This is a genomic window from Glycomyces artemisiae, assembly GCF_003002955.1.
GTDB classification, from domain to species: Bacteria; Actinomycetota; Actinomycetes; order Mycobacteriales; family Micromonosporaceae; genus Glycomyces; species Glycomyces artemisiae.
This window is the reverse complement of sequence record NZ_PVTJ01000003.1, coordinates 54797-77285: the sequence shown is the minus strand read 5'-3', so window position 1 is coordinate 77285 and position 22489 is coordinate 54797. Positions and strand designations below refer to the sequence as shown.

The window sequence follows — 22489 nt, the reverse complement described above, 5'->3', positions numbered from 1 at the left end:
CGGGCGCGCCGTTCACTCCGCGTCGGGGTTGATCACCTGGTACAGGGCGTGGTCCTGCCAGCGCCCGGCGATCCTGAGGTACGAGGGCGCGAGCCCGTACCGCACGAACCCGTTGCGCTCCAGCACCTTCTGCGACCCGGTGTTGTGGACGAGCGTCTCGCCCTGGATGCGGTGGAGCCCGAGCTCGCCGAACGCCACGCCCTTCGCGAGCCGCACGGCCTCGGTGGCGACGCCTTTCCCGTTGGCGCGCTTGTCGACCCAGTACGCGATGCTGCACGACTGGAACGCGCCGAGAATGATCGAGTTGAGCTGCACCTGCCCGGTGATCCGGCCGTCGTCGAGGATGACGAGACTCCGCCCGGTCCCGATCTCCGCGCCCGCGATCGCATTGGCGATCACCTCGGCCGTGCCGCGCTCCGTGAAGTGCTCGTCCGACCGCAGCGGCTCCCACGGCGCCAGGTGGTCGCGGTTCTCGCGCCGCAGCTCCGCGACGGCGGCGGCGTCGCTCAGATGCACGGGCCTGATCGAGATCATGCGGGCGGCTCCTAGCGCTGGGGCGGGTATCCGGGCGGGGGCTGCTGCTGCCACTGGCCGGGCTGCTGCGGGTACTGCTGGGGCTGTTGGCCCGGTTGAGGGTACTGCTGCTGCGGGTAGGCGCCGGGCGGCGGGTACTGGCCGGGCTGGTGGGGGTAGGCGGCCTGCTGGGGGTACTGGCCGGGCTGGGGCTGGTGCATGGCGACGGCCGGGTTCTGGCGACCGCGGGCGATCTGGACGACGGTGAAGACGCCGAAGGCGGCCATGCCGACGCCGACGATGAGCAGGATGACGCCGGTGCCCTTGTTGTCGCTGCGCTGCTCCTCGATCGTGCGGTCGGTCGAGCTGCCGTCGTCGTACGTGGTGCAGATGTCGCCTTCGGCCATCGTCTGGCCGCCGCAGTCCACCTCGTCGGAGGTGGTCATCGTGATGCCGCCGTAGAACATGAACGGGGCCATGATGAGCGCGATGATGCCGTAGAACTTGGTCCTGCCGGACACGGGTGCTCCTCGCAGGGGTAGGGAAATGGACGAGGGCGACTCTATACGCGCGATGCAAGAATTCTAGTACTAGAATAGCGGCATGGACGCCCTCACCGACGCCGAGCTGACCATCCTCGGCCTGCTCGTGGAGCACCCGCGCCACGGCTACGAGCTGGAGCACGTGATCGAGGAGCGCGGGGTGCGCAACTGGACCGCGCTCGGGTTCTCCTCGATCTACTACGTGCTCGACAAGCTCGCCAAGCGCGGCCTCATCGAGGCGATCGGGCCGCGCACCTCGGCGAAGTCACGGGTCCCCTTCGCGGCCACCGAAGCCGGGCGCGAGCAGTGCGCCGCCGCCACCCGCGAAGCGCTCGCGGAGCCCTCGCCGGTGCGCGCCCGCGTGCTCGTGGCGATGGCGAACAGCGCCGCGCTCCCGGACGCCGAGGTCGCCGCGGGCCTGGCCGAGCGCCGCGCGGCCCTGCGCGGGCGCCTCGCCGAACTGCGCGCGATCCGCGCCGCGCAGGAGCCGCTCCCCACCGCCGCCCGCGGGATCTTCGACTACAGCGAAGCGATGCTCGAAGCCGAGATCGCCTGGGCCGACACCACGTTGACGACCTACGACCAGGAGACCGCCATGGAGAAGTACGACGTCAAGCAGGCCCGCAAGGACCTCTACGCCCCCTCGGCGAAGCACTTCGCCGTGGTCGAGGTGCCCGAACTGCGCTACCTCGCGGTCGACGGCCACGGCGACCCCAACGCCGACACCGCCTACAGCGACGCCGTCGAAGCCCTCTACAGCACCGCCTACACCCTCAAGTTCGCGAGCAAGGCCGACGGCCGCGACTTCACCGTCGGCCCGCTCGAAGGACTCTGGCGCGCAGACGACCTCTCGGCCTTCGTGCAGCGCCGCAAGGAGGACTGGGACTGGACGATGCTCATCAGCCTCCCCGAATGGATCACCGACGACCAGGTCCGGGCCGCGGTCGCCAAGGCCGCCGAGAAGAAGGACAACCCGGCCCTCGCGAAGCTCCGCGTCCTCACCCTGCACGAAGGCGCCAGCGTCCAGATCCTCCACCGCGGCCCCTACGACGACGAGGCCCCCACCCTCGACCGCCTCCACAACACCTACATGCCCGCTAACGGCCTCGCCTTCAACGGCGACCACCACGAGATCTACCTCAACGACCCCCGCCGCACCGAGCCCGCCAAGCTCAAAACGGTGCTGCGCCAACCGGTCCGCCCGGTCTAGGACTCCTCGGTCCGGTAGACGCGGAAGCCCCGGGACTCGTAGTTGCGGAGGGCCACGGGGGAGTCGTCGGTACAGGTGTGGCCCCAGACCCGCTGCGGGGATTCGATTGCGGGCCAGCGGGTGTGGAGCGTCCAGGCTTTGGCGATGGCTTCGGTGAGGAGGTGGCCGCCGAAGCCCCTGCCGATGAAGTCGGGGAGCAGGCCGAAGTAGGCGAGTTCGACCTCATGCGGGCTGGTGCCGTCGAGTTCGGCGAAGCCGATCGGGGTGCCGCGGACGTAGCCGACCCAGGTCTCGACGCCGGGGCGTTCCAAGTAGGCGCGCCATTCGGCCTCGGACCATACGAGGCGGTCCGTCCAGTTCCAGTCGCCGCCGACGGCCGTGTAGAGGAACCGGCTGAACGCGGTGCTCGGGATCTCGGCGCGCACCAGGGACACCGGCTCGGCCGGGGCCTTCGCCGGGTTGAGGCCGACGCGGTCGCGCATCTCGAAGTACCAGGTGGTCAATGTCATGCGGTCCCTTTCTCGCGGTCGCCGGATGATCGCACATGCGAGGATCGGGAACCGTGACCGCCCTACCGCACGACGCCCTCGCCTGGACCGCGCTCGCGGTCGGCGCGCTCTTCATCGGCTTCGCGAAGGCGGGGATCAGCGGCACCTCCTCGATCGCGATCGTGCTCTTCGCGGCCGTCATGCCCGCCAAGGAGTCGACCGGCGCGATGCTCCTGTGCCTCATCCTCGGCGACCTCTTCGCGATCCGCTACTACTCCCGCCACGTCGAGTGGCGCATCCTCGCCCGGCTCGCCCCGTGGACCGTCATCGGGGTCGTCGCGGGCGCGCTGGTCCTCGACGCCGTGAACGACGCGGTCGTGCGCCCGCTCATCGGCGTCATCCTCCTCGCGCTCCTCGGCCTCCAGCTCGCCATGAAGTACGCCCGCCGCGGCAAGGACGACGTCCCCGAACTCCCGCCGCTCCTGCGCCACGGCGCGTCGGCCGCAACAGGGACGGCCGCGGGCGCGGCCACGATGCTCGCGAACGCCGCCGGGCCGGTCATGGTCCTCTACCTGTTCCTCGCCGGGTTCTCGAAGCTCCAGTTCCTGGGGACGATGGCCTGGTTCTTCCTGGCGGTCAACCTCTTCAAGGTCCCGTTCAGCGTGGGCCTGGGCATCATCGACTGGGGCACCGCGCTCCTCGCCGCCTGCCTCCTCCCGGCCGTGGCCGTCGGCGCGCTGGCGGGCCGGGCGGTCGTCAAGCGGGTCGAGCAGCGCCAGTTCGAGATCGCGACGCTCGCGATGACCGCGGTCGGCGCGGCGCTCCTCATCGTGTGAGGCGGCCCGCCGCGGCTTTGAGTGCGGCGGCGAACGCCGCGGTCGCGGGCGGGTCCGGCGGCTCGCCGTAGGTGAGAAGGTGGATGCGCCTGCGGAAGCCGGGGATCTCGGTCGCCTGCACGCCCTCGCGGTGGTGGGTGCGCAGCGCCAGGCCCGGGTTCGCGGTCACGCCCAGTCCCGCGGCGATGAGGGCGTGCTGGACGACGATGTCGTCGCTGGTGTACGCGATGTCGGGCGTGAAGCCGACCGCCGCGCAGGCGTCCAGGAGCTCCTTGCGGCACCGCGGGCAGCCGCCGATCCAGGCGGAGTCGCGGTTGCCGAGCAGCGTCTGGTCGGGTTCGACGCTGGTCAGGTACATCGGGTCGTCGAAGAGGTGCACGCCGCGCACGTCAGCGGGGAGGTCGTCGTCGTACCGGAAGACGATCGCGGCGTCGACCTCGCCGTCGCGCAGCAGCCCCAGCGAGATCTCCGGATGGGCCTCGACCAGATTGACCTCGATCCCGGCGTGTTCGCGGCGCATCGCGGCCACGGCCTCGGGGACGATGGTGCTCAGCACCGACTGGAACCCGGCGAGCCGCACCCGCCCGGTCCGCAGGCCGACCATCGCTTCGAGCTCGGCCTCGGCGGCGTCGACGCGGCCGATGATCTCGCTCGCCCGCCGGGCCAGCATCTCGCCCTCGGGAGTGAGCCGGATGCCGCGGCCGACGCGCTGGACGAGCCTCGCGCCGGTCTCGGCCTCCAGCCGGGAGAGGTGGTGGCTCACCGAAGGCTGTGCATAGTGGAGGCGCTTGGCGGCCTTGGTGACCGAGCCGTGGGCGGCCACCGCCGCGAGGACCCGGAGCCGCACGATATCGAGCATTCATCAATCCTATCGATCGGTTTCCACGGAATCCGGCATTGGACTGATGGAACGATCCGGGGGAGGCTGGAGCCATGACCACCACGATGATCACCACGCCCGGCCTGGCCGACGTCACCACCGGCATCCGGTACGCGCTCCGCAGCGCCGCCGACTGGACCGACGCGGCCCGCCTCGTCGCCGACGAACTCCGCGGCCGCCTCCCCGACATCGCCGTCCTCACTCCCGAGCAGCGCCTCGGCGACCCGGACAAGCCGACCGGCCACCTCCTCCACGCCGAGCCCGACGGGAGCTTCTCCGTCACCGCCGTCGTCTGGCGGCCCGGCCAGGCCACCCGCATCCACGACCACATCACCTGGTGCGTCGTCGTCGTCCTCCAGGGCGTCGAGCACGAGGAGCTCTTCGACGCCGACCTCAACCCGATCGGCGTCAACGACAACCGCCCCGGCGAGGTCACCGGCTTCGCCCCGCCCGGCGACATCCACCGGATCGTCAACACCGGCACCGAGACCGCGATCTCGCTGCACGTCTACGGCACCGACCTCAGCCGGGTCGGCAGCAGCGCCCGCCGCTACTACGAGCCCGCGAACGCGGAGAACTGAGGAATCGCATGGCGACTCGCGAACTCATCGTCCAGCAGTGGACCACCGTCGACAACATCGTCGCCGAGGAGGACGGCGGGCTGAGCTTCGTCTCCGGAGAGCCCTTCGACGACGAGGTCCAGAGCCCGTTCAAGGACAGCGTGATGGGGCTGATCGACTCGGTCGACACCCTGATCCTCGGGGCCAACACGTACAACATGTCCAAGGGCTACTGGCCGTACGCCGAGGACCAGGGCGAGTACGGGCGCAAGCTCAACGCCCTCACCAAGTACGTCGCCTCCTCCACACTGGAGGAAGCCCCGTGGGGCGGCTTCCCGGCCGCGACCGTCACCCGCGACGCGGCCGCCACGATCCGCGAGCTCAAGCAGCATGACGGCAAGCACCTGTGGCTGTGGGGGAGCCTGACGCTCATGCGCTCGCTCATGGACGAGGGCGTGGTCGACCGGTTCCGGCTGATGGTCTGCCCGGCCTGCCGAGGCAAGGGCGTCCGCCTGTTCGAGGACCGGCACGACCTGGAGCTGGTCGGGGCGGCCGGGTTCGACAACGGCGTGGTCGTGCTGGACTACGCGGTCAAGCAGTGAACGAGGCAGGAGACTTCCCATGAGCGACAACGCCACCGCCCAACGGGCGACCCGGCTGCTCACGCGGCCGTACACGATCAACGGGCTCGACCTGCGCAACCGCGTCGTCATGGCGCCAATGACCAGGGGGCAGTCGCCCGGCGGCGTGCCCGGCGAGAACGTCGCCGCCTACTACGCCCGGCGGGCCGCGGGCGGGGTCGGGCTCATCGTCACCGAAGGGACCTACGTCGGGCACGCCTCGACCTGGGCCAGCGACAGCGTGCCGCGGTTCCACGGCGAGGCGCCGCTCGCGGGCTGGCGGCGGGTCGCCGAGGCCGTCCACGCGGCGGGCGGCCGGATCTTCCCGCAGCTGTGGCACGTCGGCGCCGACCGCGACCCCGGCACCGGGCCGGTGCCCGACGCCGACGTCCTCAGCCCCTCCGGCCTCGGCGCCGACGGCGAGCCGAAGGGCCGCGCGATGACCCGGGCCGACATCGACGCGGTGATCGCGGCCTACGCCGAGAGCGCTGCCGCCGCTGAGCGCCTCGGGTTCGACGGCGTCGAAATCCATGGGGCCCACGGGTATCTCATCGACGAGTTCCTGTGGGCGCACACGAACCGGCGCACCGACGCCTACGGCGGCGACCTGTCCTCGCGCGCCCGCTTCGCCGCCGAGACCGTCGCGGCCGTCCGCGCGGCCGTCTCCCCGGACTTCCCGGTGAACTTCCGCTTCTCCCAATGGAAGGGCGGCGCCTACGACGCCAAGCTCGCCGCCGGCCCGCGCGAACTCGAACAGCTCCTCTCGCCGCTCGCCGACGCCGGAGTCGACGCGTTCCACGCCTCCACCCGCCGCTACTGGCTCCCCGAGTTCGACGGCAGCGACCTCAACCTCGCGGGCTGGACGAAGAAGCTCACCGGCAAACCTGTGATCTCCGTCGGCTCGGTGGGCCTCGACAAGGAGTTCATAGGCCCGGAGGGCATGGCGTTCACGCCCGGCACCACCGGCATCGACCGGCTCCTCGACCGCATGGAGCACGACGAGTTCGACCTGATCGCCGTGGGCCGCAGCCTCATCGCCGACCCCGACTGGCCGCGCCGCATCACCAGGGGCGAGCCCACCAACCCGTTCACCGCCGAACTCCTCGGCTCCCTCGTTTGACGCCTAGCGAAACGCCAGCTCGGAAGGGCTGGAACGGCATTGGTAGCATCGCGAAATGACCTCCTCCGGACAAAACAGGCCTGAAGCGAAGCAGAGCCGCGGCTGGCTCGCGGCGAACTACAGCATCCCGGCGCGGATCGTGACGGTCGTCGGGGTGCTCGCGAGCGCGTGGGGCCTGGCGGCCGCGGTCGGCGACACCGAGGGGGAGAACCCCGTCAGCTGGCTCATGTTCATCGGGCCCGCGCTCGCGGGCGCGTTCCCTACGATCGAACTCGCGTGGCGCCGCGACCGGGACCTGTCGATGGCGACGGTCAAGCCGCGCTGGTTCGTGTTCCCGCTGTTCGGGGCGCTCGGGGCCGTGATCGTCATGGGCGCCACCGAGATCGTCATGCGGGCCTCGGGCGCGGTCGCGGCCGCGCAGGCGCAGGACAAGTGGCACTACTGGTTCGCCGCCGACGGCCCGCCCGCTCCGTCGATCATGTTCGGCCTGCTCGGGTACGTCGCCGGGCTGCTGCTGGCGGTCGCCGTCTACGTCGTGGTGCTGTGGCCGCTCCAGATCCTCCTTCGCCCGCGCCAGGCGATCGACGAGAACATGATGGACACCTCGGAGGAGCACTTCCGCCGCAACCGCGCGGCCCTGGCCCTCATGCCGATCATCGTGGTCGTCGCCGTCCTGATCGCCATCGGCCTGACGTCGGAGAACACCGTGCTCGCGGTGGTGTCGATCGCGGTTGAAGTCGGCCTGGTCGTCGCCGGGATGGCGCTTCAGCGGGTCGACAGGAAACGGCGTGCCGCGGCGGGCGTCGGCACGGGCGTCGAGATCGGGCGGAAGCGCTCCTAGCCTCTGGCGAGCTTCTTCGCGTAGGCCACGTCGTGCTCGCGGGTGTCCGTCTCGGTGACGAGCGGGATGTCCTTGAGCAGGGGAGTGCGGGCGGCCGCACGGAGTCCCCTGTCTCCCAAGAGGCCCTCGCCGAGGGTGGCGTGGCGGTCGCGGCGGGAGCCTTGCGGGTCGCGGCTGTCGTTGTAGTGGACGAGGCCGATGCGGCCGGGGCCGATGTCGTCGGTGAGGGTCTTGAGGGACGCGGCGAGGGCCTTGGCGTCGGCGAGCGGTTCACCGGCGGCGTGCAGGTGGCACGTGTCGAGGCACAGGCCGACCTCCCTGATGCCAACGGCGTCAAGGTATTCGGCGGTGGTCTCGAAGGTGTGGGCCATCGCGTTCGAGGCCCCCGCGGTCGGCTCCACGAGGAGCCGCACCGAGTCGGGGGCGTTGTCGAGGACCGCCCGGTACGCGGGGCCGATCCGGCGGAGGGCCGCGTCGCGGTCGCCGTCTTTCGAGGAGCCCGCGTGGACCACCACGCCCACCGCGCCCAGCTTCGCGGACTCGACCAGCGCCGCCCGCAGGTGCTCGACGGACTTCTGAAGCGCGTCCTTGTCCGGCGACGCCAGATTCAGCAGATATGAGGCGTGGACGTACACCGGGAGCTTCCGCTCCGCGCACTCGTTGCGGAAGCGCTCGGCCAGCGACGCCTCGACCCGCGGGAGCGCCCAGCCCCGCGGGGAGCCGATGAAGATCTGGATGACCTCCGCGCCGATCGCGTCGGCCTCGGCCAGGCCCTTCTTGACCAGGCCCCCGCCGACCGGCACGTGCGCGCCGATCGGCCGCTTCTTGGCTGCCACCGCTCTGTCCCCCTTCGTCGCCCCACATTGTTCCGCATCGGGGGCGCGGGCGGCGGGGGTTCCCCGGTCAGCGCCAGACGACGCGCAGGTTGTCGCGGTGGCCGAGGCGTTCGAGGTTGACGGCGAGGGCGTCGCGGAGGTTGGAGAGCGACGCGCCGTCGTCGGCGGTCACGAGCAGTGAGAGGGACTCGGGGCCGAAGTTGAGCAGGCCCTCGCCGATGCCGAAGTGGAGCCGGTAGCCGCCGGGCAGCGGCTCGACGGGGACCTTGCGGCCCAAGTGCTCCGCGAGGAGGTCGGCGTAGCTGGCCGATCGCTGGGTCGCGACCTCGGCGGTGGAGACCAGCAGGCCGCCCTGGTCGTTGCGGATGGTGGTCGTCTCGATCATGCGTTCCCCTCCGAGAACTGCGTTCCGTTGCCCCGTCCCGTCGCCGTTCGGGTACTCCCGCAGGCTAATCACCGGGAGGCCTATTTGTCAATGACGACAACAAATCCGGCGGGGACCAGGTTGACACAGTTGTTATCGATAAATATATTGGTATCAATGTGACCGTGCACATACTCCAGATAGGAGCACTCTATGCCGTCCTCACCTCTGAGTCGACGCCGCCTCTTCCAAGCGGCCGGAGCGGCCGCCGTCGCGACCGCCGTGGCCGCTCCCGGCACCGCCCACGCCGCCGTCGCCCCCGTGCGCACCGACATCGGGAACCTCACGCAGCCCTTCGCGCTCGGCCGCGTCAGACTCAACGCCGGGCGCTGGCTCGACAATCAGAACCGCACCCTCTCATACCTCCGCGACGTCGACGTCAACCGCCTCCTCTACAACTTCCGCGCCAACCACGGCCTCTCCACCGGCGGCGCCGCCGCCAACGGCGGCTGGGACGCTCCCGACTTCCCCTTCCGCACCCACATGCAGGGCCACTTCCTCACCGCCTGGGCCCAGGCCTGGGCCGTCCTCGGCGACACCACCAGCCGCGACAAGGCCAACACGATGGTCGCAGAACTCGCCAAGTGCCAGGCCAACAACGCCGCCAAGGGGTTCGCCGCCGGATACCTCTGCGGCTTCCCCGAATCCGACTTCACCGCCCTCGAAAACGGCACCCTCTCCAACGGCAACGTGCCCTACTACGTGATCCACAAAACCCTCGCCGGGCTCCTCGACGTGTGGCGCCTGATCGAGAACACCCAGGCCCGGGACGTGCTCCTCGCCTTCGCCGGATGGGTCGACACCCGCACTGCCCGCCTCACCACCACCCAGATGCAGAACGTGCTGCGCACCGAGTTCGGCGGCATGAACGCCGTCCTCGCCGACCTCTACCAGCAGACGGGCACCGCGCGCTGGCTCACCGCGGCCCAGCGCTTCGACCACGCGTCGGTCTTCGACCCGCTCGCGAACGGCACCGACGCGCTCAACGGCCTGCACGCGAACACCCAGGTGCCCAAGGCGATCGGCGCCGCCCGCGAGTACAAGGCCACCGGCACCACGCGGTACCGGAACATCGCGGACAACTTCTGGTCGATCGTCACCAGCGCCCACACGTACGCCATCGGCGGGAACTCCGAGGCCGAGCACTTCCGCCCGGCGAACGCCATCGCGTCCTACCTGGACACCGACACCTGCGAGGGCTGCAACTCCTACAACATGCTCAAGCTGACCCGCGAACTCTGGCAGCTCGACCCCGAGGACGCCTCCTACTTCGACTTCTACGAGCGCGCCCTCCTCAACCACCTCATCGGCTGGCAGGACCCGGGCAGCGCCCACGGCCACATCACCTACTTCACGCCCCTGAAAGCGGGCGGGCGCCGCGGCGTCGGCCCGGCGTGGGGCGGCGGCACCTGGTCGACCGACTACAACTCGTTCTGGTGCTGCCAGGGCACCGGCATCGAGACCTTCACCAAGCTCATGGACTCGGTGTACTGGTACGCTGGAACCACCTTGTGGGTCAACCTCTTCACCCCCTCCACTCTCACCTGGTCCGAGCGCGGCATCACCGTCGCCCAGTCCACGACCTACCCCGTCTCCGACACGACCACCCTCACCGTCACCGGCTCCACCAGCGGCTCCTGGACGATGCGCCTGCGCATCCCCGCCTGGACGCAGGGGGCCACCGTCGCCGTCAACGGCGCCGTCCAGAGCATCGACACCACCCCCGGCACGTACGCCACCCTCACCCGCACCTGGGCCTCCGGCGACACGGTGACCCTCAAGCTCCCCATGCGGCTCGTCGTCGAGCCCTCGAATGACAACGCTGAAGTCGCTGCCGCGATCTACGGCCCCACCGTCCTCTCCGGCAACTACGGGTCCACGACCCTGAGCGCCCTCCCCGTCCTCGAACCCGAGTCGATCCAGCGCACGAGCACCTCCTCGCTCGCGTTCACCGCGACCGCCAACGGCGCCAACGTGAACCTCGGCCCGTTCTACGACGCCCACGGCCACAACTACACCGTCTACTGGAACACCGGCGGCGGCAGCACCGACGCCCCCGCCTACAAGCTCTACAACGCGAACTCGAACCTCGTCCTCGGCGTGCGCGACATGTCCACCGCCGACGGCGGCCTCGCCGTGCAGTGGAACGACACCAGCACCGCCGACCACTTCTGGGAGCTGGTCGTCTCCGGCTCGGCCCTGAAGATCCGCAACCGCAACAGCGGCAGGGTCCTCGGCATCCAGGACATGTCGACCGCCGACAACGCCGCGGCCCTCCAATGGGCCGACAACGGCACCGCCGACCACCTCTGGACCCCCGTCGACCAAGGCGACGGCACCCACAAGCTCCGCAACTCGAACAGCTCCAAGCTCCTCGGGATCTCCGGCGCCTCCACCGCCGCCGGAGCCCAGGCAGTCCAGGCGCCCGACGACGGCACCGCCGACAACCGCTGGCGCTTCGTCCCGGCCGGGGCCCGCCGCATCCAGAACGTCAACAGCGGCCTGGTCATCGGCATCCAGAACATGTCCACCGCCAACGGGGGCCTCGCGATCCAGTGGGCCGACAGCGGCACCGCCGACCACTTGTGGACCGCGGTCCTCGACACCGGCGGCTACTTCAAGCTCCGCAACTCCAACAGCGGCAAGGTCCTCGGCGTCGAGAACGCCGCCACCGCCAACGGCTCCCGCGTCCTGCAGTGGGACGACAACGGCACCGCCGACCACCGCTGGCGCCTGCGCTGGGGCAGCGGCAACGCCTTCCGCATCCAGTGCGCGAACGGCGGCCGGGTCCTCGGCGTCACGAACGCCTCGACCGCCTCCGGCGCGCAGATCGTCCTCTGGGACGACAACGGCACCGCCGATCACCTGTGGAGGTTCATCTAGCATCGAAGGCGTCGGCGGGACCGGTCTCCGCTGGACCGGCCCCGCCGCCGCGCGTCCGCCTCGGAGCCCGGACGATCGGGGAGGCCCAGCAGTGGTGTACGGCAAGACGGACCAGGAACGCTACGAGCAGAAGACCGCTCAGCTCAAGGCGTTCGCGAGCGACGACGACGAGCACGGCCACACGGTCTCGCCCCGCACCCGCGCCCGCGCCGCGGGCCGCGCCCTCAACGCCGCCGAGTCCCACCTCTCCCGCCTCGACCCGCTCCTGACCGACATCCGCTCCCGGTACGCCGAAGCCCTCTTCCGGGCCGGAACGGGCGCCAGGCGCCTGCGCGACCACCTCGGCTACGTCATCCGCGAAGCGAGCGTGGTCCACGGCCCCGACTCCCCGGAGGTCCGCAGGCTCAAGACCATCCAGGCCGAGGAGCGCCCCATCGGGGGCGCCCGCGCGCTCCGCAAGATCGAGCGCATCCGCGCTCAGACCGACGAGCTGCGCGAGACCGGCGGCCTCCCGTACGCCTTCGCCATGCAGGACCTCGCCGAACGCCAGCGCGCCGCGGGCCGGCATGCGGATTTTCAAGAGACGGTCGGTTCCCTGGTGCGGGACCGGAACGCCTTGGGCCTCACCGATGACGAGCAGCTGCTCTTCGCCCAGCTCGCGGGCGCCGCGCTCATGGAGGCCGGAGAGGTCGAGCTCGCGCTCCCGCTCCTGGAGGAGGCCCAGCGGCAGCCCGGCCGGCCTGCCGAGGTCATCCCCGGCACCGGCGACTGGGAGACCCTGTTCCTCGCCGTCACCACGGCTGCGTGCCAACTCGCCAACGGCAAGGCCAAGGCCGCAGAGGACGTGCTGCGCGGCGCGCTCACCTCGTTTACGGATGATGCCGACGACCCGGACAAGCACCTCGTCAAACTCCGGCATCGCACGGTGTTCGAACTCGGCACCGCGGCCTTCCTCCAGGGCCGGACTGGTGAGGCCGTCGAGCGCTTCCAGGAGGCCTGCGATCTCATCGCCCGCACGGCGAGTCCGCAGGAGGCTACCTTCACGGCCTACCGCAATACCAGGGTCTATGCGGAGATTCGCGCCCGCGGCGAGTGACCCTATATCCTATAGGAAATAGGATATAGGGCTCTGATGCTCGTTCCTGGCCGGTGGTGGTGGGGGTTAGATCGGGCGGCGACGATGGGGTGCGTTGGCGAGTGGGGTCGGGTCGGTTGCCATGGGGCGGTTGGGGGTGCGGCGGGTCCGGGTGCGGAATGTGAGGGTATTGCCCACCTGTGGGTGATGACAGTGGTTGGAGGGGCGGGGGATACTTGTGGTACGCACAAGGACAGGGAAATCGTACAGGTGTCGAGTAGGTGCAAGCAGACTAAGCCAAGCCTCTGGCCTACTGGCAAACCGGACTTCTTCCGAGGCAGCGCCCCCGTTGCGAGATGTCGGACCAGGCGGATCTCATCCTCGCAGTGCTATCGCGACCCGCAGCAGTCAACCATCCCGCAGGGGACATGGTGATCGGGCGGCAGACCCCCGGGAGGGATCACCCCGACCGGAGGCAGTGCTCCTTACGAGGCACACGACCGGACCGCCACCGCGACCGACCACACCAAGGCCACCAGCGCGAACCAGAGCGTGAACGCGGGCAGCAGCGCCACCCGGCCGGGCAACAGAGGACCCGGCACCGACGCCACCGCCCACGATGCACCGCTGCGATCGCACGCATACCGGCCACTGTCCGGACCGCCACCGCTATCTACTGTGCGCGCGCTCCCGCAGTCGCTCGGCGAGGAACGAGACCACCTCGGCCCGCGCCGGCTTCGCCGCAGGGACGAGGCCCGGGGTACTGATGAACCCGTGAGTCGCCCTGGGGTACACCGCGATCCGCGCATCCACGCCATCCTCGCGCAACCGGTCCACGTACCGCTGTCCATGGTCGAGGGCCATGTCGAGGCCGCCGACGACCACCAGTGCCGGCGGCGCGCTCGCAAGGCTCGCGAACGTGACAGGGGAGTACGCGCCCCGGTCGACGTGGGGAGGGAAGGCGAGGTCCGCCGACCGGCGGAACTTCGGGACCGACAGCCCCGGCTGATGCGCATTGCGCTCGACAGAAGGGTAGTCAGTGAAGGACACGGACCAGTCAGTGGCGGGATTGGCGAGCACCTGGGCCCGGATCTTCGGACCCTCCTCGCGGGAACGCAGCGCCATCATCTCGGCGATGGTCCCGCCCGCCGACTCGCCGAACACCGCGATCGACTCGGGGGCCACACCCCAGCCGAACGGGTCCGATGCGAGCGCGTCGAGGGTCTCGATGCCGTCTTCGACCGGAGCCGGGATCGGGTGCTCAGGGGCGAGCCGGTAGTCCACGCCGACCACGACCGCGCCCAGCGCGGCCGACATGCCGCTGTTCACGAAGTCGTTCTGCTCAGGGGCACCGCCGATGAACCCGCCGCCGTGGAACGACAGCACCAGCGGCAGCGGCCCCTCCGCATGCACCGGCCGGAACACGCGCAGGCGCAGCCGCCGCCCGGGCAGGTCGAGGAACCGCTCCTCGATGCGCGCGCCCGGATCGGGCCGCCCGGTCACCAGCCGCAGCAGCGGCGAGGCCGTGAGCTTCTCGGCCTTCGCGCGCATCGCGACGACCTCTTCAGGGCCGACCGCCTCCCAGTCGACCTTGTCCTTCATCAGAATCCGGACGCCGAGGTGGGGTTTCAGGGACATGGCTTCCTCCGATCTCGAATACGCTACTCGAAGTAGCGTAATTTCAGGATAGCCTGTCCGGGTGCCAGCATCTACTTCGTCGTCGGCCGGACGGCCGCGCGCCGACCTGAACGCCGTCGTCTTCGCGGCCACGCTCCGCACGGTCGACGAACTCGGCTACGCGGGAGCGACCATGGACCGCATCGCGGCGGCGGCCGGGACCGCGAAGACCACGCTCTACCGGCGCTGGCCTTCAAAAGGGGCGTTGATCATTGACTGTCTACTCGACGTCTTCAGCCCGATGCCCGAGCTGGGGGAGGACCGCACGGCCGCGCTCGCGGGGGCGGTGCGCTGGCTCGCCGGGAAAATCGGAGAGCCGGGTGTCGGCGCCGCCTTCGCCGGGGTCTTCAGCGACGCGGTCAACGACCCGGCTCTGCGGGAACTGCTGAGCACCCGTTTCCAAGCGCCCTATCTTGAGATGCTGAAGGACTACCTCGGCGAATCCGAACAGCGGATCCTGATGTTCATCGACGTCATCACCGGCACCTTGCTCCACCGCCTGGGCATGATCGGCCGTCCTATGGACGACGAGGATGTCGAGATTCTGATCCCTATGGCGCTCAGAGCGTTCGAAGCCTGAACCCTAAGCAGGGTTCTTGACGTTCGCGAGGTAGGCCGAGCCTGCGAGGCAGTCGCGGAACTCGTAGCGTCCGGTGGTGCCGGTCCAGCGCAGGAAGCCTGCGGCGGTCGTCTGGTCGATGAGACGGCAGCCGTCGTAGAGGATTTTTCCCATGGTCATCGCGCCTGTGCCGCCGGTGGCTTGGTGGTATCCCATGAGCTGGCAGTCGGTGTAGCGGACCATGGGTCCGCGCGAGCCGCCACCGGTGGTGAAGTCGTAGGCGTGGGTGCGGGCCTCGGGCGCCCAGGACTGGAACGAGTGGGCGGTGTCATCGCAGGAGACGAAGGTGATGGCGCCCTTGTACCACTTGGAGTCGATCACCTTGTGGCCCGTGCCCCGCAGCTCGAAGCGGATGCCCTCGGCGTACAGGCGCATCACGGAGTCGTTGCGGCTGGTGGTGGCGTTCGTCAGTTCGAAGAACGTGCCGGTCCCGGCGGTGTCGGTGAGAATGTAGGACCCACCGGTGAAGTTCATCGAGCCGCCGCGGTTGTTGCGCACGAACACGCCCGAGGCGAACTCGATCTTGCAGTCGCGGAACCAGTAGTTGAGGAACTGGTCCTGCTGGCTCTCTGCGGGGGTCATGCCGATGACCAGGAACGCTTCGGCGTAGGTGCCGCCGACCTGGCAGTGGTCCCAGCCCATCTCGCTGTTGAGATTCGAGGTGGACGCGGGCCCGTCGAGGCCGATGCCGCGCTTCCAGGAACCGCGCCACTCCACGTCGGTGTACCAGGTGTCCTGGACGCCGTGCGTGGCCGAAGAGTACGCGTAGTTGAAGCTGGAGGTGGCGTTGGTGCTGGTGAAGGTGAGACCGGAGATCCGGATGTTCTTGTACCGCTGGTTGTTCGTCCACAGCGTGGTGTCGTTCGCGCTCGGCGAGTACACGATCCGCGAGAGGCGCTTGCCGTACCCGGTGATGGTCACGCCGTCGATGATTCCTCCGCCGCCGTTGCCGTTGACGTTCGGCAGCAGCGAGTCCGGCTGGGTCAGCAGGTAGTTGCCGGGCGGAATGACCAGGACCTTCTTGGGGATCGACCCGGAGATGGCCCCGGGCTGGAACGAGGCGAGCAGAGCTGCGGCGGCGTCGCGGAACGCCTGGTCGCTGGCGACGGCGCCGGTCGGGTCGGCGCCGTAGGCGGTGACGTCGACACTGTAGGGGTCGTCTCCGGCCCCGGCCGCGGCGGCGGGATTCGCGGCCAGCGCGCCGGCGAGCACACCGGCGGCGCCGGCCGCGCCCAGCAGCAGCGAGCGGCGCCCGCGCGCGGATTCGTTGGGAGGGGGGTGCAGAGTCATGTCGCTCTTCCAATCGTGAAGGCGCGATCGGCGCCGTCCTGATCGGAACATATCGCATGCCACGTGAGACACCAACGGCGACAAGGAGTCTCGTTGAGATGGCGCTCAGAGCGTTCGAATAAGCGCGGAGAAGTCCTGCTCGCTCAGGTCGAACATCGGAGAGCCGTCGCCGAGCTTCGAGTCGCGAACGTGGAAACCGGCTTCCTCGCAGGGGGCGATTTCCACGCACTCGTTGGTGCCAGCAGAATTGCTTCGATTGCTCTTCCTCCAGGAACGGCGCAGCTCGACACAGTTAGAACTGCCGCCGCCGCCGCTGCGGGTGCTTTTACGCCAAGCGGTTACGTTCTGCATCAAGGAATTCCTCCAGGTAAGTGCTGCGGGTCCAGTTCCTCTTGATGCGCTCATGGTATCCCTCAACCCGCTCCAGCTCCTCGATGCACCAGCTGCGGTCATGGATCTCGACATAGGCGAACGGGGGGCCCGCGGTCTTGCTCTTTCCGGGGACATAGACGTCGAACGGGTTGCCGAGGTTACTCGGGCCGTTCATGACCCGGATCTCCCAGTTGGGCAGGGAGTTCCACTCCCGGATCGCCTCAATCTGCTCACGGCGGGCGGCGGCGCCCATGACCTTGAGGTCGTAGAGGCAGGTCGCACCCATGATGATGCTCATTCGGTACGGGTCGGAGCGGAGCTTGATCTCTTCCTGCCGCTCCTGCTTGAAGTCGGCACCGAACTCGGTCTCCTCATCGGTCATGCCCTCGGTTGGCTGCAACACCTGCTTGTCGTACTCGCGGATTTGGAGGATGCCCGGGACGAGGTTCGACTCGTACTTCCAGATCGAGCCGTAGTGAAGTTCGGCCTTCGCAAGCCCCAGCGCGTTGTACCGCGGCACGTTCTCCAGGTTGAGGCTTAGCTTGTCGCGGGCGATGTTCGCCAGGAACTGGCTGATCTCCTCACCCATCCCGAGCTCCTTGCCGATGCCGATCATCTCGGCGTAGGTCGGGATCGTCGCGCTCTTCTCCCAGTTGCGCACCGTCTGCTCGCTGATGCCGAGGATGCCCGCAAGGCGCTTCGGCGTGAGGTTCTGCTTGATCCGCGCATCGGCGAGATGGGTGCGGATATTCCAGCTTGTAAGCGGCGAGGGATCGGCCATGTGCACCTCCGTCGTACCTGGTGGGACATTTAGGTTCCCATGTCCCCAGGGCAAACGAGAACCGCCACGGGCGGTTACTTCCTTTGTGCTTTCAGCGGTCCCAAAACTTGCGCGCAAAAAATCGGCCAAAAAATTTTGGGTCTGCCTGCGACAGAGTCAGATCAACGACAAATCCGCTCGAAACCGTTGCGGGGCAGGTAGCATCCGCTGCCCCGCCAACCACGCACTCGCCGAGACGGTGTTCAGCTTGGGCCGCATCGCGACCGAGCGGCGTTAAGCCTTGCCGTCCGCTTCGAGGGACTTCGCGAGCGGGCGCTCGACTTCGGGGGAGCCGGCGGCCTCGGCGAGGTGCTCGCGGAGCACCCGCAGGTAGGTCGGCCGCGCCTCCTCCACTTTGGCCCGGCCCGCCTCGGTGATCTGGGTGTAGACGCCGCGCCGGTCGTTCGGGCAGACGTACCGCTCGGTGAGGCCGAGCTTCTCCAGGCGTCCGACCAGGCGGCTCAGCGAGCTCTGGTTCAGCGGGATGGCGTCGGCGAGGATCTGCTGGCGCAGGTGGCCGTCGTCGTCTGAGAAGTGCAGCGCCGCAAGGGCGTTGTACTCCGAGAGCGAGAGGCCGTGCTCGGCGGTCAAGGCGCGGTTCGCGGCGTCGTCCACGGCGCCCTGGAGGATGCGCATCGACTGCCAGTGCCGCTCCAGCTCCGAGGGGAGCAGGATGCTCGGACTCACCGTGGTGACTAGTGGCATGCCATCGACCTCCTGGACTCGCGGCGCGTAACGGCGCTGAAACCACTTTATCATGCACCTCCATAACTTGCGCTTGCAACTCATGCATAGACGTATTATGCTTGTGCATAGAATGGCCCGCGAGTCCAAGCATTCCCAGAGAAGGGGTCCGGAGCGCCATGCCTCTAGCACTCTTCGCGCTGATGATCAGCGCATTCGGTATCGGCACCACGGAATTCGTGGTGTCGGGCCTGCTGCCCGAGATCGCCGACGAGATGAAGGTGAGCCTGCCGACCGCGGGGCTCCTCATCTCCGGCTACGCCCTCGGCGTCGTGGTCGGCGGTCCGATCGCCACCGCCGCCGGGACCCGCCTGCCGCGCAAGAACATGCTCATCGTGCTCATGGTGCTGTTCATCGCGGGCAACATGATCGCCGCCGTCGGGGTCTCCTACGGCCTGTTGATGACCGGCCGCATCGTGGCCGCCGTCTGCCACGGCGCGTTCTTCGGCGTGGCCTCCGTGGTCGCCGCCGACCTCGTCGACGAGTCGAAGCGCTCGCGCGCCATCTCCATGGTCTTCACCGGCCTCACCGTCGCGAACGTGGTCGGCTCGCCGCTCGGCACCTGGGTCGGGCAGGGCTACGGCTGGCGCGCGACCTTCTGGATGATCACCGTGTTCGGCCTGGTCAGCCTGGTCGGCATCGTGTTCCTCGTGCCGCGCCAGCCGCGCCCGGAGGAGACCAGCCTGCGGCGCGAGCTCGCCGAGTTCAAGAGCCTGCAAGTGTGGCTCGCCGTGGCCATCGCGGGCCTGAGCATCGGGGCCCTGTTCGCGGCCTACAGCTACGTCGCGCCGCTCATGACCGAGGTCGCCGGGTACTCGCCCGCCGCGCTCACGCCGCTGCTGGTCCTGTTCGGCGTGGGCCTGGTCATCGGCAACCTCCTCGGCGGCCGGTTCGCCGACCGCGCGCAGGTGCCGACGCTGCTGGTAACGACGGCGCTCCTGGCGGTCGTGCTCGTGGCGTTCACGTTCACCGCGCACTTCCAGATCGCCGCGGCCGTCACGCTCATGCTCGTGGGCGGCGCCGGGTTCGCCACGGTGCCGGGCTTCATGACCCGCGCCATCGACAAGGCCAAGGGCGCGCCGACGCTCGCGTCCGCGGTCGCCTCGTCCGGTGCGAACCTGGGCATCTCGATCGGCGCGTACGTCGGCGGCCTCACCATCGGCGCAGGGCTCGGCTACACCTCGCCGGTGTGGGTCGGCGCGGCCATGGCGGTGCTCGCGTTCGGCGTCACGGCCTGGTCCGGGGCGCTCGACGGGCGTCCGAACCGCGTTGCGCCGCAGCCGGTACCGGTCCACGAACCGGCCTGAACGAAGGGACCGGCCGCGCCCGCGCGGCCGGTCACCGGGCCCCGGCCACGAGCCGGGGGAGCACCTCGCCGATCGGCTCGCGCAGCACCGCGTCGGCGTCCCCGTCGTACGGCGTGGGCTCGGCGTTGACGATGACGAGCCTGATCCCGCGGGCCACCGCGTAGTCGCACAGCCCGGCCGCGGGGTACACGCCGAGCGAGGTGCCGATCGCGACGAACAGGTCTGCGCCCCTCGTCGCGGCCACCGCCGCCTCGATCACCTCGGGCACCAGCTCCTGGCCGAACGAGATGGTCGCGGACTTGAGGATGCCGCCGCACTCCAGGCAGGCCGGGTCCGCCTCGCCCGCTTCGATGCGCGGCAGCACCTCCTGCATCGGGTTGCGGTCGCCGCAGTCGAGGCACACGACCTCCCGGACCGTGCCGTGCAGCTCCACCACCCGCGACTCGGCCGACCCGGCGGCCTGGTGCAGGCCGTCGATGTTCTGCGTGAGGATCGCCCGCAGGCGCCCTGTCGCCTCGTAGTCGACCAGCGCCCGGTGCCCCGCGTTCGGCTCGGCCGTCCACACCGGACTCGCGAGCCGCGCCTCCCACGCCTGCCTCCGCACGCCCGGGTCGGCCAGGTAGTTGTCGATGGTGAACATGAACTGGGCCTTGGGGTTCTTCGTCCAGACCCCTTGCGGCCCTCGGAAGTCCGGAATCCCGGACTCGGTGGAGATGCCGGCGCCGGTCAGCACCACGGCGGCCTGGGCCTCCGCGAACCAACCGGCGACGGCGTCGATATCGGTCATGCGATCTTGCGGTGATAGGCGGCCATGGCGAAAGCGTAGGCGACGACGAGAATGCCGACCAGCCAGGCGAGGGCCACCCAGATGTCGTCTCCGACCGGCTGTTCGGCGAACAGGGCCCGGATCGTGTTCGCGATCGAGGTCACCGGCTGGTGCTGGGCGAACCACTCCACCGGCGCGGGCATCGTGTCCGTGGGCACGAACGCCGAGCTGATGAACGGCAGGAAGATCAGCGGGTAGGAGAACGCGGACGCGCCGTCGGGCGACGAGGCCGTGAGCCCCGCGATCACCGCGAGCCACGTGAGGGCCAGCGTGAACAGGATCAGGATGCCGGCCACCGCGAGCCACGCGAGCGGGCCCGCCGAGGTGCGGAAGCCCATGAGCAGGCCCACGAGGACGATGACCACCACCGAGATCAGGTTCGACACCAGCGAGGTCAGCACGTGTCCCCACAGGACGGCCGACCGCGCGATCGGCATGGAGTGGAACCGCTCGAAGATCCCGGACTGGAGGTCGCCGTACAGGCGGTACGCGGTGTAGGCGATGCCGCTGGCGATGGCGATCAGGAGGATGCCGGGCAGCAGGTAGTTCACGTAGTTGTCGGTGCCCGCCTGGATGGCGCCGCCGAAGACGTACACGAACAGGAGCATCAGGGCGATCGGCGTGATCGTCACGGTGATGATCGTGTCCAGGCTGCGGGTGATGTGGCGCATCGAGCGCCCGAGCATGACGCCCGCGTTGCTGACGGTGTGCGCACTCATGACCGCTCCTCCTTGTCCTGCTTGCCGTTCGGGGTCTTGTCGCCGACGAGCGCGAGGAAGACCTCTTCCAGGCTCGGCTGGCGCTCCACGTACTCCACCGTCGCGGAGGGCAGCAGCGCGCGCAGTTCGGCGAGCGTGCCGTTCACGATGATGACGCCCTGGTGGAGGATCGCGATCCGGTCGGCGAGCTTCTCGGCCTCGTCGAGGTACTGGGTGGTCAGCAGGACCGTGGTCCCGTTGTCGGCGAGGTTCTGGACGATGCCCCACACCTCGATTCGGGCCTCGGGGTCGAGCCCGGTGGTGGGCTCGTCGAGGAAGATCACCGGCGGGTCGCCGATGAGGCTCATCGCGATGTCGAGGCGGCGGCGCATGCCTCCGGAGTAGGTGGCGACGCGCCGCCCGCCGGCCTCGGTGAGGCCGAAGCGCTCCAGGAGGCCGTCGGCGACCTCCTTGGGGCGCTCGACCTGCCGGAGCTTGGCGATCATGACGAGGTTCTCGCGTCCGGTGAGGATCGGGTCGACCGCCGCGAACTGCCCGGTGAGGCTGATGGACTCCCGGACCTTGCCGGGCTCGGCGGCGACGTCGAAGCCGTTGACGGCGGCGGTGCCCGCGTCGGCCTTGAGCAGGGTCGAGAGGATGCGGACGACGGTGGTCTTGCCCGCGCCGTTCGATCCGAGCAGCGCGAAGATGCTGCCGCGGGCGACGTCGAAGTCGACGCCCTTGAGGACGTGGAGGTCCTTGTAGGACTTCTGGAGTCCGCTGATGCGGATTGCCGGTTCAGGGGTGTTCATGGCTCCTCGGTTCATCGGTGGATAGAGGGTGAGCAGCAGGCCCAGGTCGAGCACGGCCGGTCACTCGCAGAAGATGCGGACCTTTGTGTCGGTCTGGTCGACGTCGAGGGTGAGGTCGTCGAGCGCGTCGACGAGGTCTTCGAGCTGGTTCGGCTTGATCTCGGTCAGGTCGATCGGGACGCCCTGCTTGACGAGCTCCTCGTTGGCGCGTTCGAGCGCCTGCGGCGGCACGAAGACCGCGAGGCGCATCCCGGCGCGCAGCAGCTTGAGCGGCACGCGGATGTTCACCTTGGTCTCGCCGCTGTGCTCGTCGTTCGCGTCCACGATGAGGCGCAGGAACTTCGGGCGCTTCCCGCGGACCGCGGGCGCGGTCTCGGGCTCCTCGGTCTCGACGGCGGTGAGGAGGCGCTCGGCCTCGTCGGCGGTGATCTTGCCTTCTGCCAGCATCTGGAGGATCTGGCGGCGCTGTTCGTTCATGGTTTCCTGGTTTCCTTTG

25 protein-coding genes are annotated in these 22489 nt (G+C 69.3%); 10 read left to right on the top strand and 15 right to left on the bottom strand.

Annotated features, from left to right (window positions below; all coding sequences use genetic code 11):
- Positions 1-12 precede the first annotated feature (12 nt).
- Together B0I28_RS09170 and B0I28_RS09165 are read right to left on the bottom strand one after the other, a co-directional pair.
- Positions 13-534 carry a GNAT family N-acetyltransferase gene (locus B0I28_RS09170; RefSeq protein WP_106363524.1) on the bottom strand — a complete coding sequence of 174 codons (522 nt, stop codon included), beginning with the start codon at positions 532-534 and terminating at the stop codon, positions 13-15.
- Positions 535-545: 11 nt separating this feature from the next.
- Positions 546-1034 carry a hypothetical protein gene (locus B0I28_RS09165; RefSeq protein ID WP_106363523.1) on the bottom strand — a complete coding sequence of 163 codons (489 nt, stop codon included), beginning with the start codon at positions 1032-1034 and terminating at the stop codon, positions 546-548.
- An 82-nt stretch (positions 1035-1116) separates the two neighbouring features.
- On the opposite strand from B0I28_RS09165, the gene B0I28_RS09160 reads away from it, so the two are divergent.
- On the top strand, positions 1117-2265 hold the full coding sequence (locus tag B0I28_RS09160) for a GyrI-like domain-containing protein (RefSeq protein ID WP_106363522.1): 1149 nt from the start codon (positions 1117-1119) through the stop codon (positions 2263-2265).
- Here the strand turns inward: B0I28_RS09160 and B0I28_RS09155 are convergent.
- Entirely contained in the window at positions 2262-2774 is a 513-nt protein-coding gene (locus B0I28_RS09155; protein WP_106363521.1) for a GNAT family N-acetyltransferase, read from the bottom strand. The genes B0I28_RS09160 and B0I28_RS09155 overlap by 4 nt on opposite strands.
- 53 nt (positions 2775-2827) lie before the next feature.
- Between B0I28_RS09155 and B0I28_RS09150 the strand changes: the two genes are divergently transcribed.
- Positions 2828-3589: a sulfite exporter TauE/SafE family protein gene (locus B0I28_RS09150; protein WP_219926660.1), complete on the top strand. Its 762-nt coding sequence runs from the start codon at positions 2828-2830 to the stop codon at positions 3587-3589.
- On the opposite strand, the gene B0I28_RS09145 is transcribed toward B0I28_RS09150, so the two are convergent.
- A complete protein-coding gene (locus B0I28_RS09145; protein WP_106363519.1) occupies positions 3579-4448 on the bottom strand; it encodes a LysR family transcriptional regulator in 870 nt (289 codons plus the stop codon). The genes B0I28_RS09150 and B0I28_RS09145 overlap by 11 nt on opposite strands.
- A 74-nt stretch (positions 4449-4522) precedes the next feature.
- Between B0I28_RS09145 and B0I28_RS09140 the strand changes: the two genes are divergently transcribed.
- Genes B0I28_RS09140 through B0I28_RS09125 form a run of 4 tightly spaced genes read left to right on the top strand, consistent with a single transcriptional unit; the run spans position 4523 to position 7610 of the window.
- Positions 4523-5050, top strand: coding sequence for a cysteine dioxygenase family protein (locus tag B0I28_RS09140; RefSeq protein WP_219926659.1), 528 nt, complete (start codon positions 4523-4525; stop codon positions 5048-5050).
- 8 nt (positions 5051-5058) lie between these two features.
- On the top strand, positions 5059-5631 hold the full coding sequence (locus tag B0I28_RS09135) for a dihydrofolate reductase family protein (protein ID WP_106363518.1): 573 nt from the start codon (positions 5059-5061) through the stop codon (positions 5629-5631).
- A gap of 19 nt (positions 5632-5650) precedes the next feature.
- Positions 5651-6769 carry an NADH:flavin oxidoreductase gene (locus B0I28_RS09130; RefSeq protein WP_106363517.1) on the top strand — a complete coding sequence of 373 codons (1119 nt, stop codon included), beginning with the start codon at positions 5651-5653 and terminating at the stop codon, positions 6767-6769.
- Between the two features lie 55 nt (positions 6770-6824).
- Positions 6825-7610 (top strand): hypothetical protein, encoded by a 786-nt coding sequence (locus tag B0I28_RS09125; protein ID WP_106363516.1) that lies wholly within the window; start codon positions 6825-6827, stop codon positions 7608-7610.
- Here the strand turns inward: B0I28_RS09125 and B0I28_RS09120 are convergent.
- Both B0I28_RS09120 and B0I28_RS09115 read right to left on the bottom strand, forming a co-directional pair.
- On the bottom strand, positions 7607-8446 hold the full coding sequence (locus B0I28_RS09120) for a deoxyribonuclease IV (RefSeq protein WP_106363515.1): 840 nt from the start codon (positions 8444-8446) through the stop codon (positions 7607-7609). The genes B0I28_RS09125 and B0I28_RS09120 overlap by 4 nt on opposite strands.
- A gap of 67 nt (positions 8447-8513) precedes the next feature.
- Complete coding sequence (locus B0I28_RS09115) at positions 8514-8831, bottom strand: DUF2218 domain-containing protein (RefSeq protein WP_106363514.1); 318 nt, start codon at positions 8829-8831, stop codon at positions 8514-8516.
- 192 nt (positions 8832-9023) lie between these two features.
- Here B0I28_RS09115 and B0I28_RS09110 point away from each other — a divergent pair, with 192 nt between their 5' ends.
- A complete protein-coding gene (locus B0I28_RS09110) occupies positions 9024-11753 on the top strand; it encodes a beta-L-arabinofuranosidase domain-containing protein (protein WP_106363513.1) in 2730 nt (909 codons plus the stop codon).
- Positions 11754-11847: 94 nt separating this feature from the next.
- The gene (locus tag B0I28_RS09105) at positions 11848-12849 is read left to right on the top strand and encodes a hypothetical protein (protein WP_146148027.1); all 1002 of its coding nucleotides are present in this window, start codon (positions 11848-11850) and stop codon (positions 12847-12849) included.
- Positions 12850-13497: 648 nt separating this feature from the next.
- Here the strand turns inward: B0I28_RS09105 and B0I28_RS09100 are convergent.
- Complete coding sequence (locus B0I28_RS09100; protein WP_245888928.1) at positions 13498-14598, bottom strand: alpha/beta hydrolase; 1101 nt, start codon at positions 14596-14598, stop codon at positions 13498-13500.
- Positions 14599-14638: 40 nt separating this feature from the next.
- Here B0I28_RS09100 and B0I28_RS09095 point away from each other — a divergent pair, with 40 nt between their 5' ends.
- A complete protein-coding gene (locus B0I28_RS09095; protein ID WP_245888927.1) occupies positions 14639-15085 on the top strand; it encodes a TetR-like C-terminal domain-containing protein in 447 nt (148 codons plus the stop codon).
- Between the two features lie 3 nt (positions 15086-15088).
- Here B0I28_RS09095 and B0I28_RS09090 read toward each other — a convergent pair whose 3' ends face one another.
- From B0I28_RS09090 to B0I28_RS09075, 4 genes are all read right to left on the bottom strand, one after another.
- The gene (locus B0I28_RS09090) at positions 15089-16414 is read right to left on the bottom strand and encodes a hypothetical protein (protein WP_106363509.1); all 1326 of its coding nucleotides are present in this window, start codon (positions 16412-16414) and stop codon (positions 15089-15091) included.
- Positions 16415-16519: 105 nt separating this feature from the next.
- Positions 16520-16765, bottom strand: coding sequence for a DUF397 domain-containing protein (locus B0I28_RS09085; protein ID WP_106363508.1), 246 nt, complete (start codon positions 16763-16765; stop codon positions 16520-16522).
- Complete coding sequence (locus B0I28_RS09080; protein ID WP_106363507.1) at positions 16740-17567, bottom strand: Scr1 family TA system antitoxin-like transcriptional regulator; 828 nt, start codon at positions 17565-17567, stop codon at positions 16740-16742. Before B0I28_RS09080 ends, B0I28_RS09085 begins: the two co-directional genes overlap by 26 nt.
- Before the next feature lie 273 nt (positions 17568-17840).
- A complete protein-coding gene (locus B0I28_RS09075) occupies positions 17841-18311 on the bottom strand; it encodes a MarR family winged helix-turn-helix transcriptional regulator (RefSeq protein WP_181245726.1) in 471 nt (156 codons plus the stop codon).
- A gap of 158 nt (positions 18312-18469) precedes the next feature.
- Here B0I28_RS09075 and B0I28_RS09070 point away from each other — a divergent pair, with 158 nt between their 5' ends.
- Entirely contained in the window at positions 18470-19657 is a 1188-nt protein-coding gene (locus B0I28_RS09070) for an MFS transporter (protein WP_106363506.1), read from the top strand.
- Between the two features lie 31 nt (positions 19658-19688).
- Here B0I28_RS09070 and B0I28_RS09065 read toward each other — a convergent pair whose 3' ends face one another.
- From B0I28_RS09065 to B0I28_RS09050, 4 genes are read right to left on the bottom strand one after another with little or no spacing between them, the layout of a single operon-like run.
- Positions 19689-20444, bottom strand: coding sequence for an SIR2 family NAD-dependent protein deacylase (locus B0I28_RS09065; RefSeq protein WP_106363505.1), 756 nt, complete (start codon positions 20442-20444; stop codon positions 19689-19691).
- A complete protein-coding gene (locus B0I28_RS09060) occupies positions 20441-21202 on the bottom strand; it encodes an ABC transporter permease (protein ID WP_106363504.1) in 762 nt (253 codons plus the stop codon). Before B0I28_RS09060 ends, B0I28_RS09065 begins: the two co-directional genes overlap by 4 nt.
- Positions 21199-21993: an ABC transporter ATP-binding protein gene (locus B0I28_RS09055; RefSeq protein ID WP_106363503.1), complete on the bottom strand. Its 795-nt coding sequence runs from the start codon at positions 21991-21993 to the stop codon at positions 21199-21201. The genes B0I28_RS09060 and B0I28_RS09055 overlap by 4 nt, the downstream gene beginning before the upstream one ends.
- A gap of 60 nt (positions 21994-22053) precedes the next feature.
- On the bottom strand, positions 22054-22470 hold the full coding sequence (locus B0I28_RS09050; RefSeq protein ID WP_106363502.1) for an SHOCT-like domain-containing protein: 417 nt from the start codon (positions 22468-22470) through the stop codon (positions 22054-22056).
- Between the last annotated feature and the right edge of the window lie 19 nt (positions 22471-22489).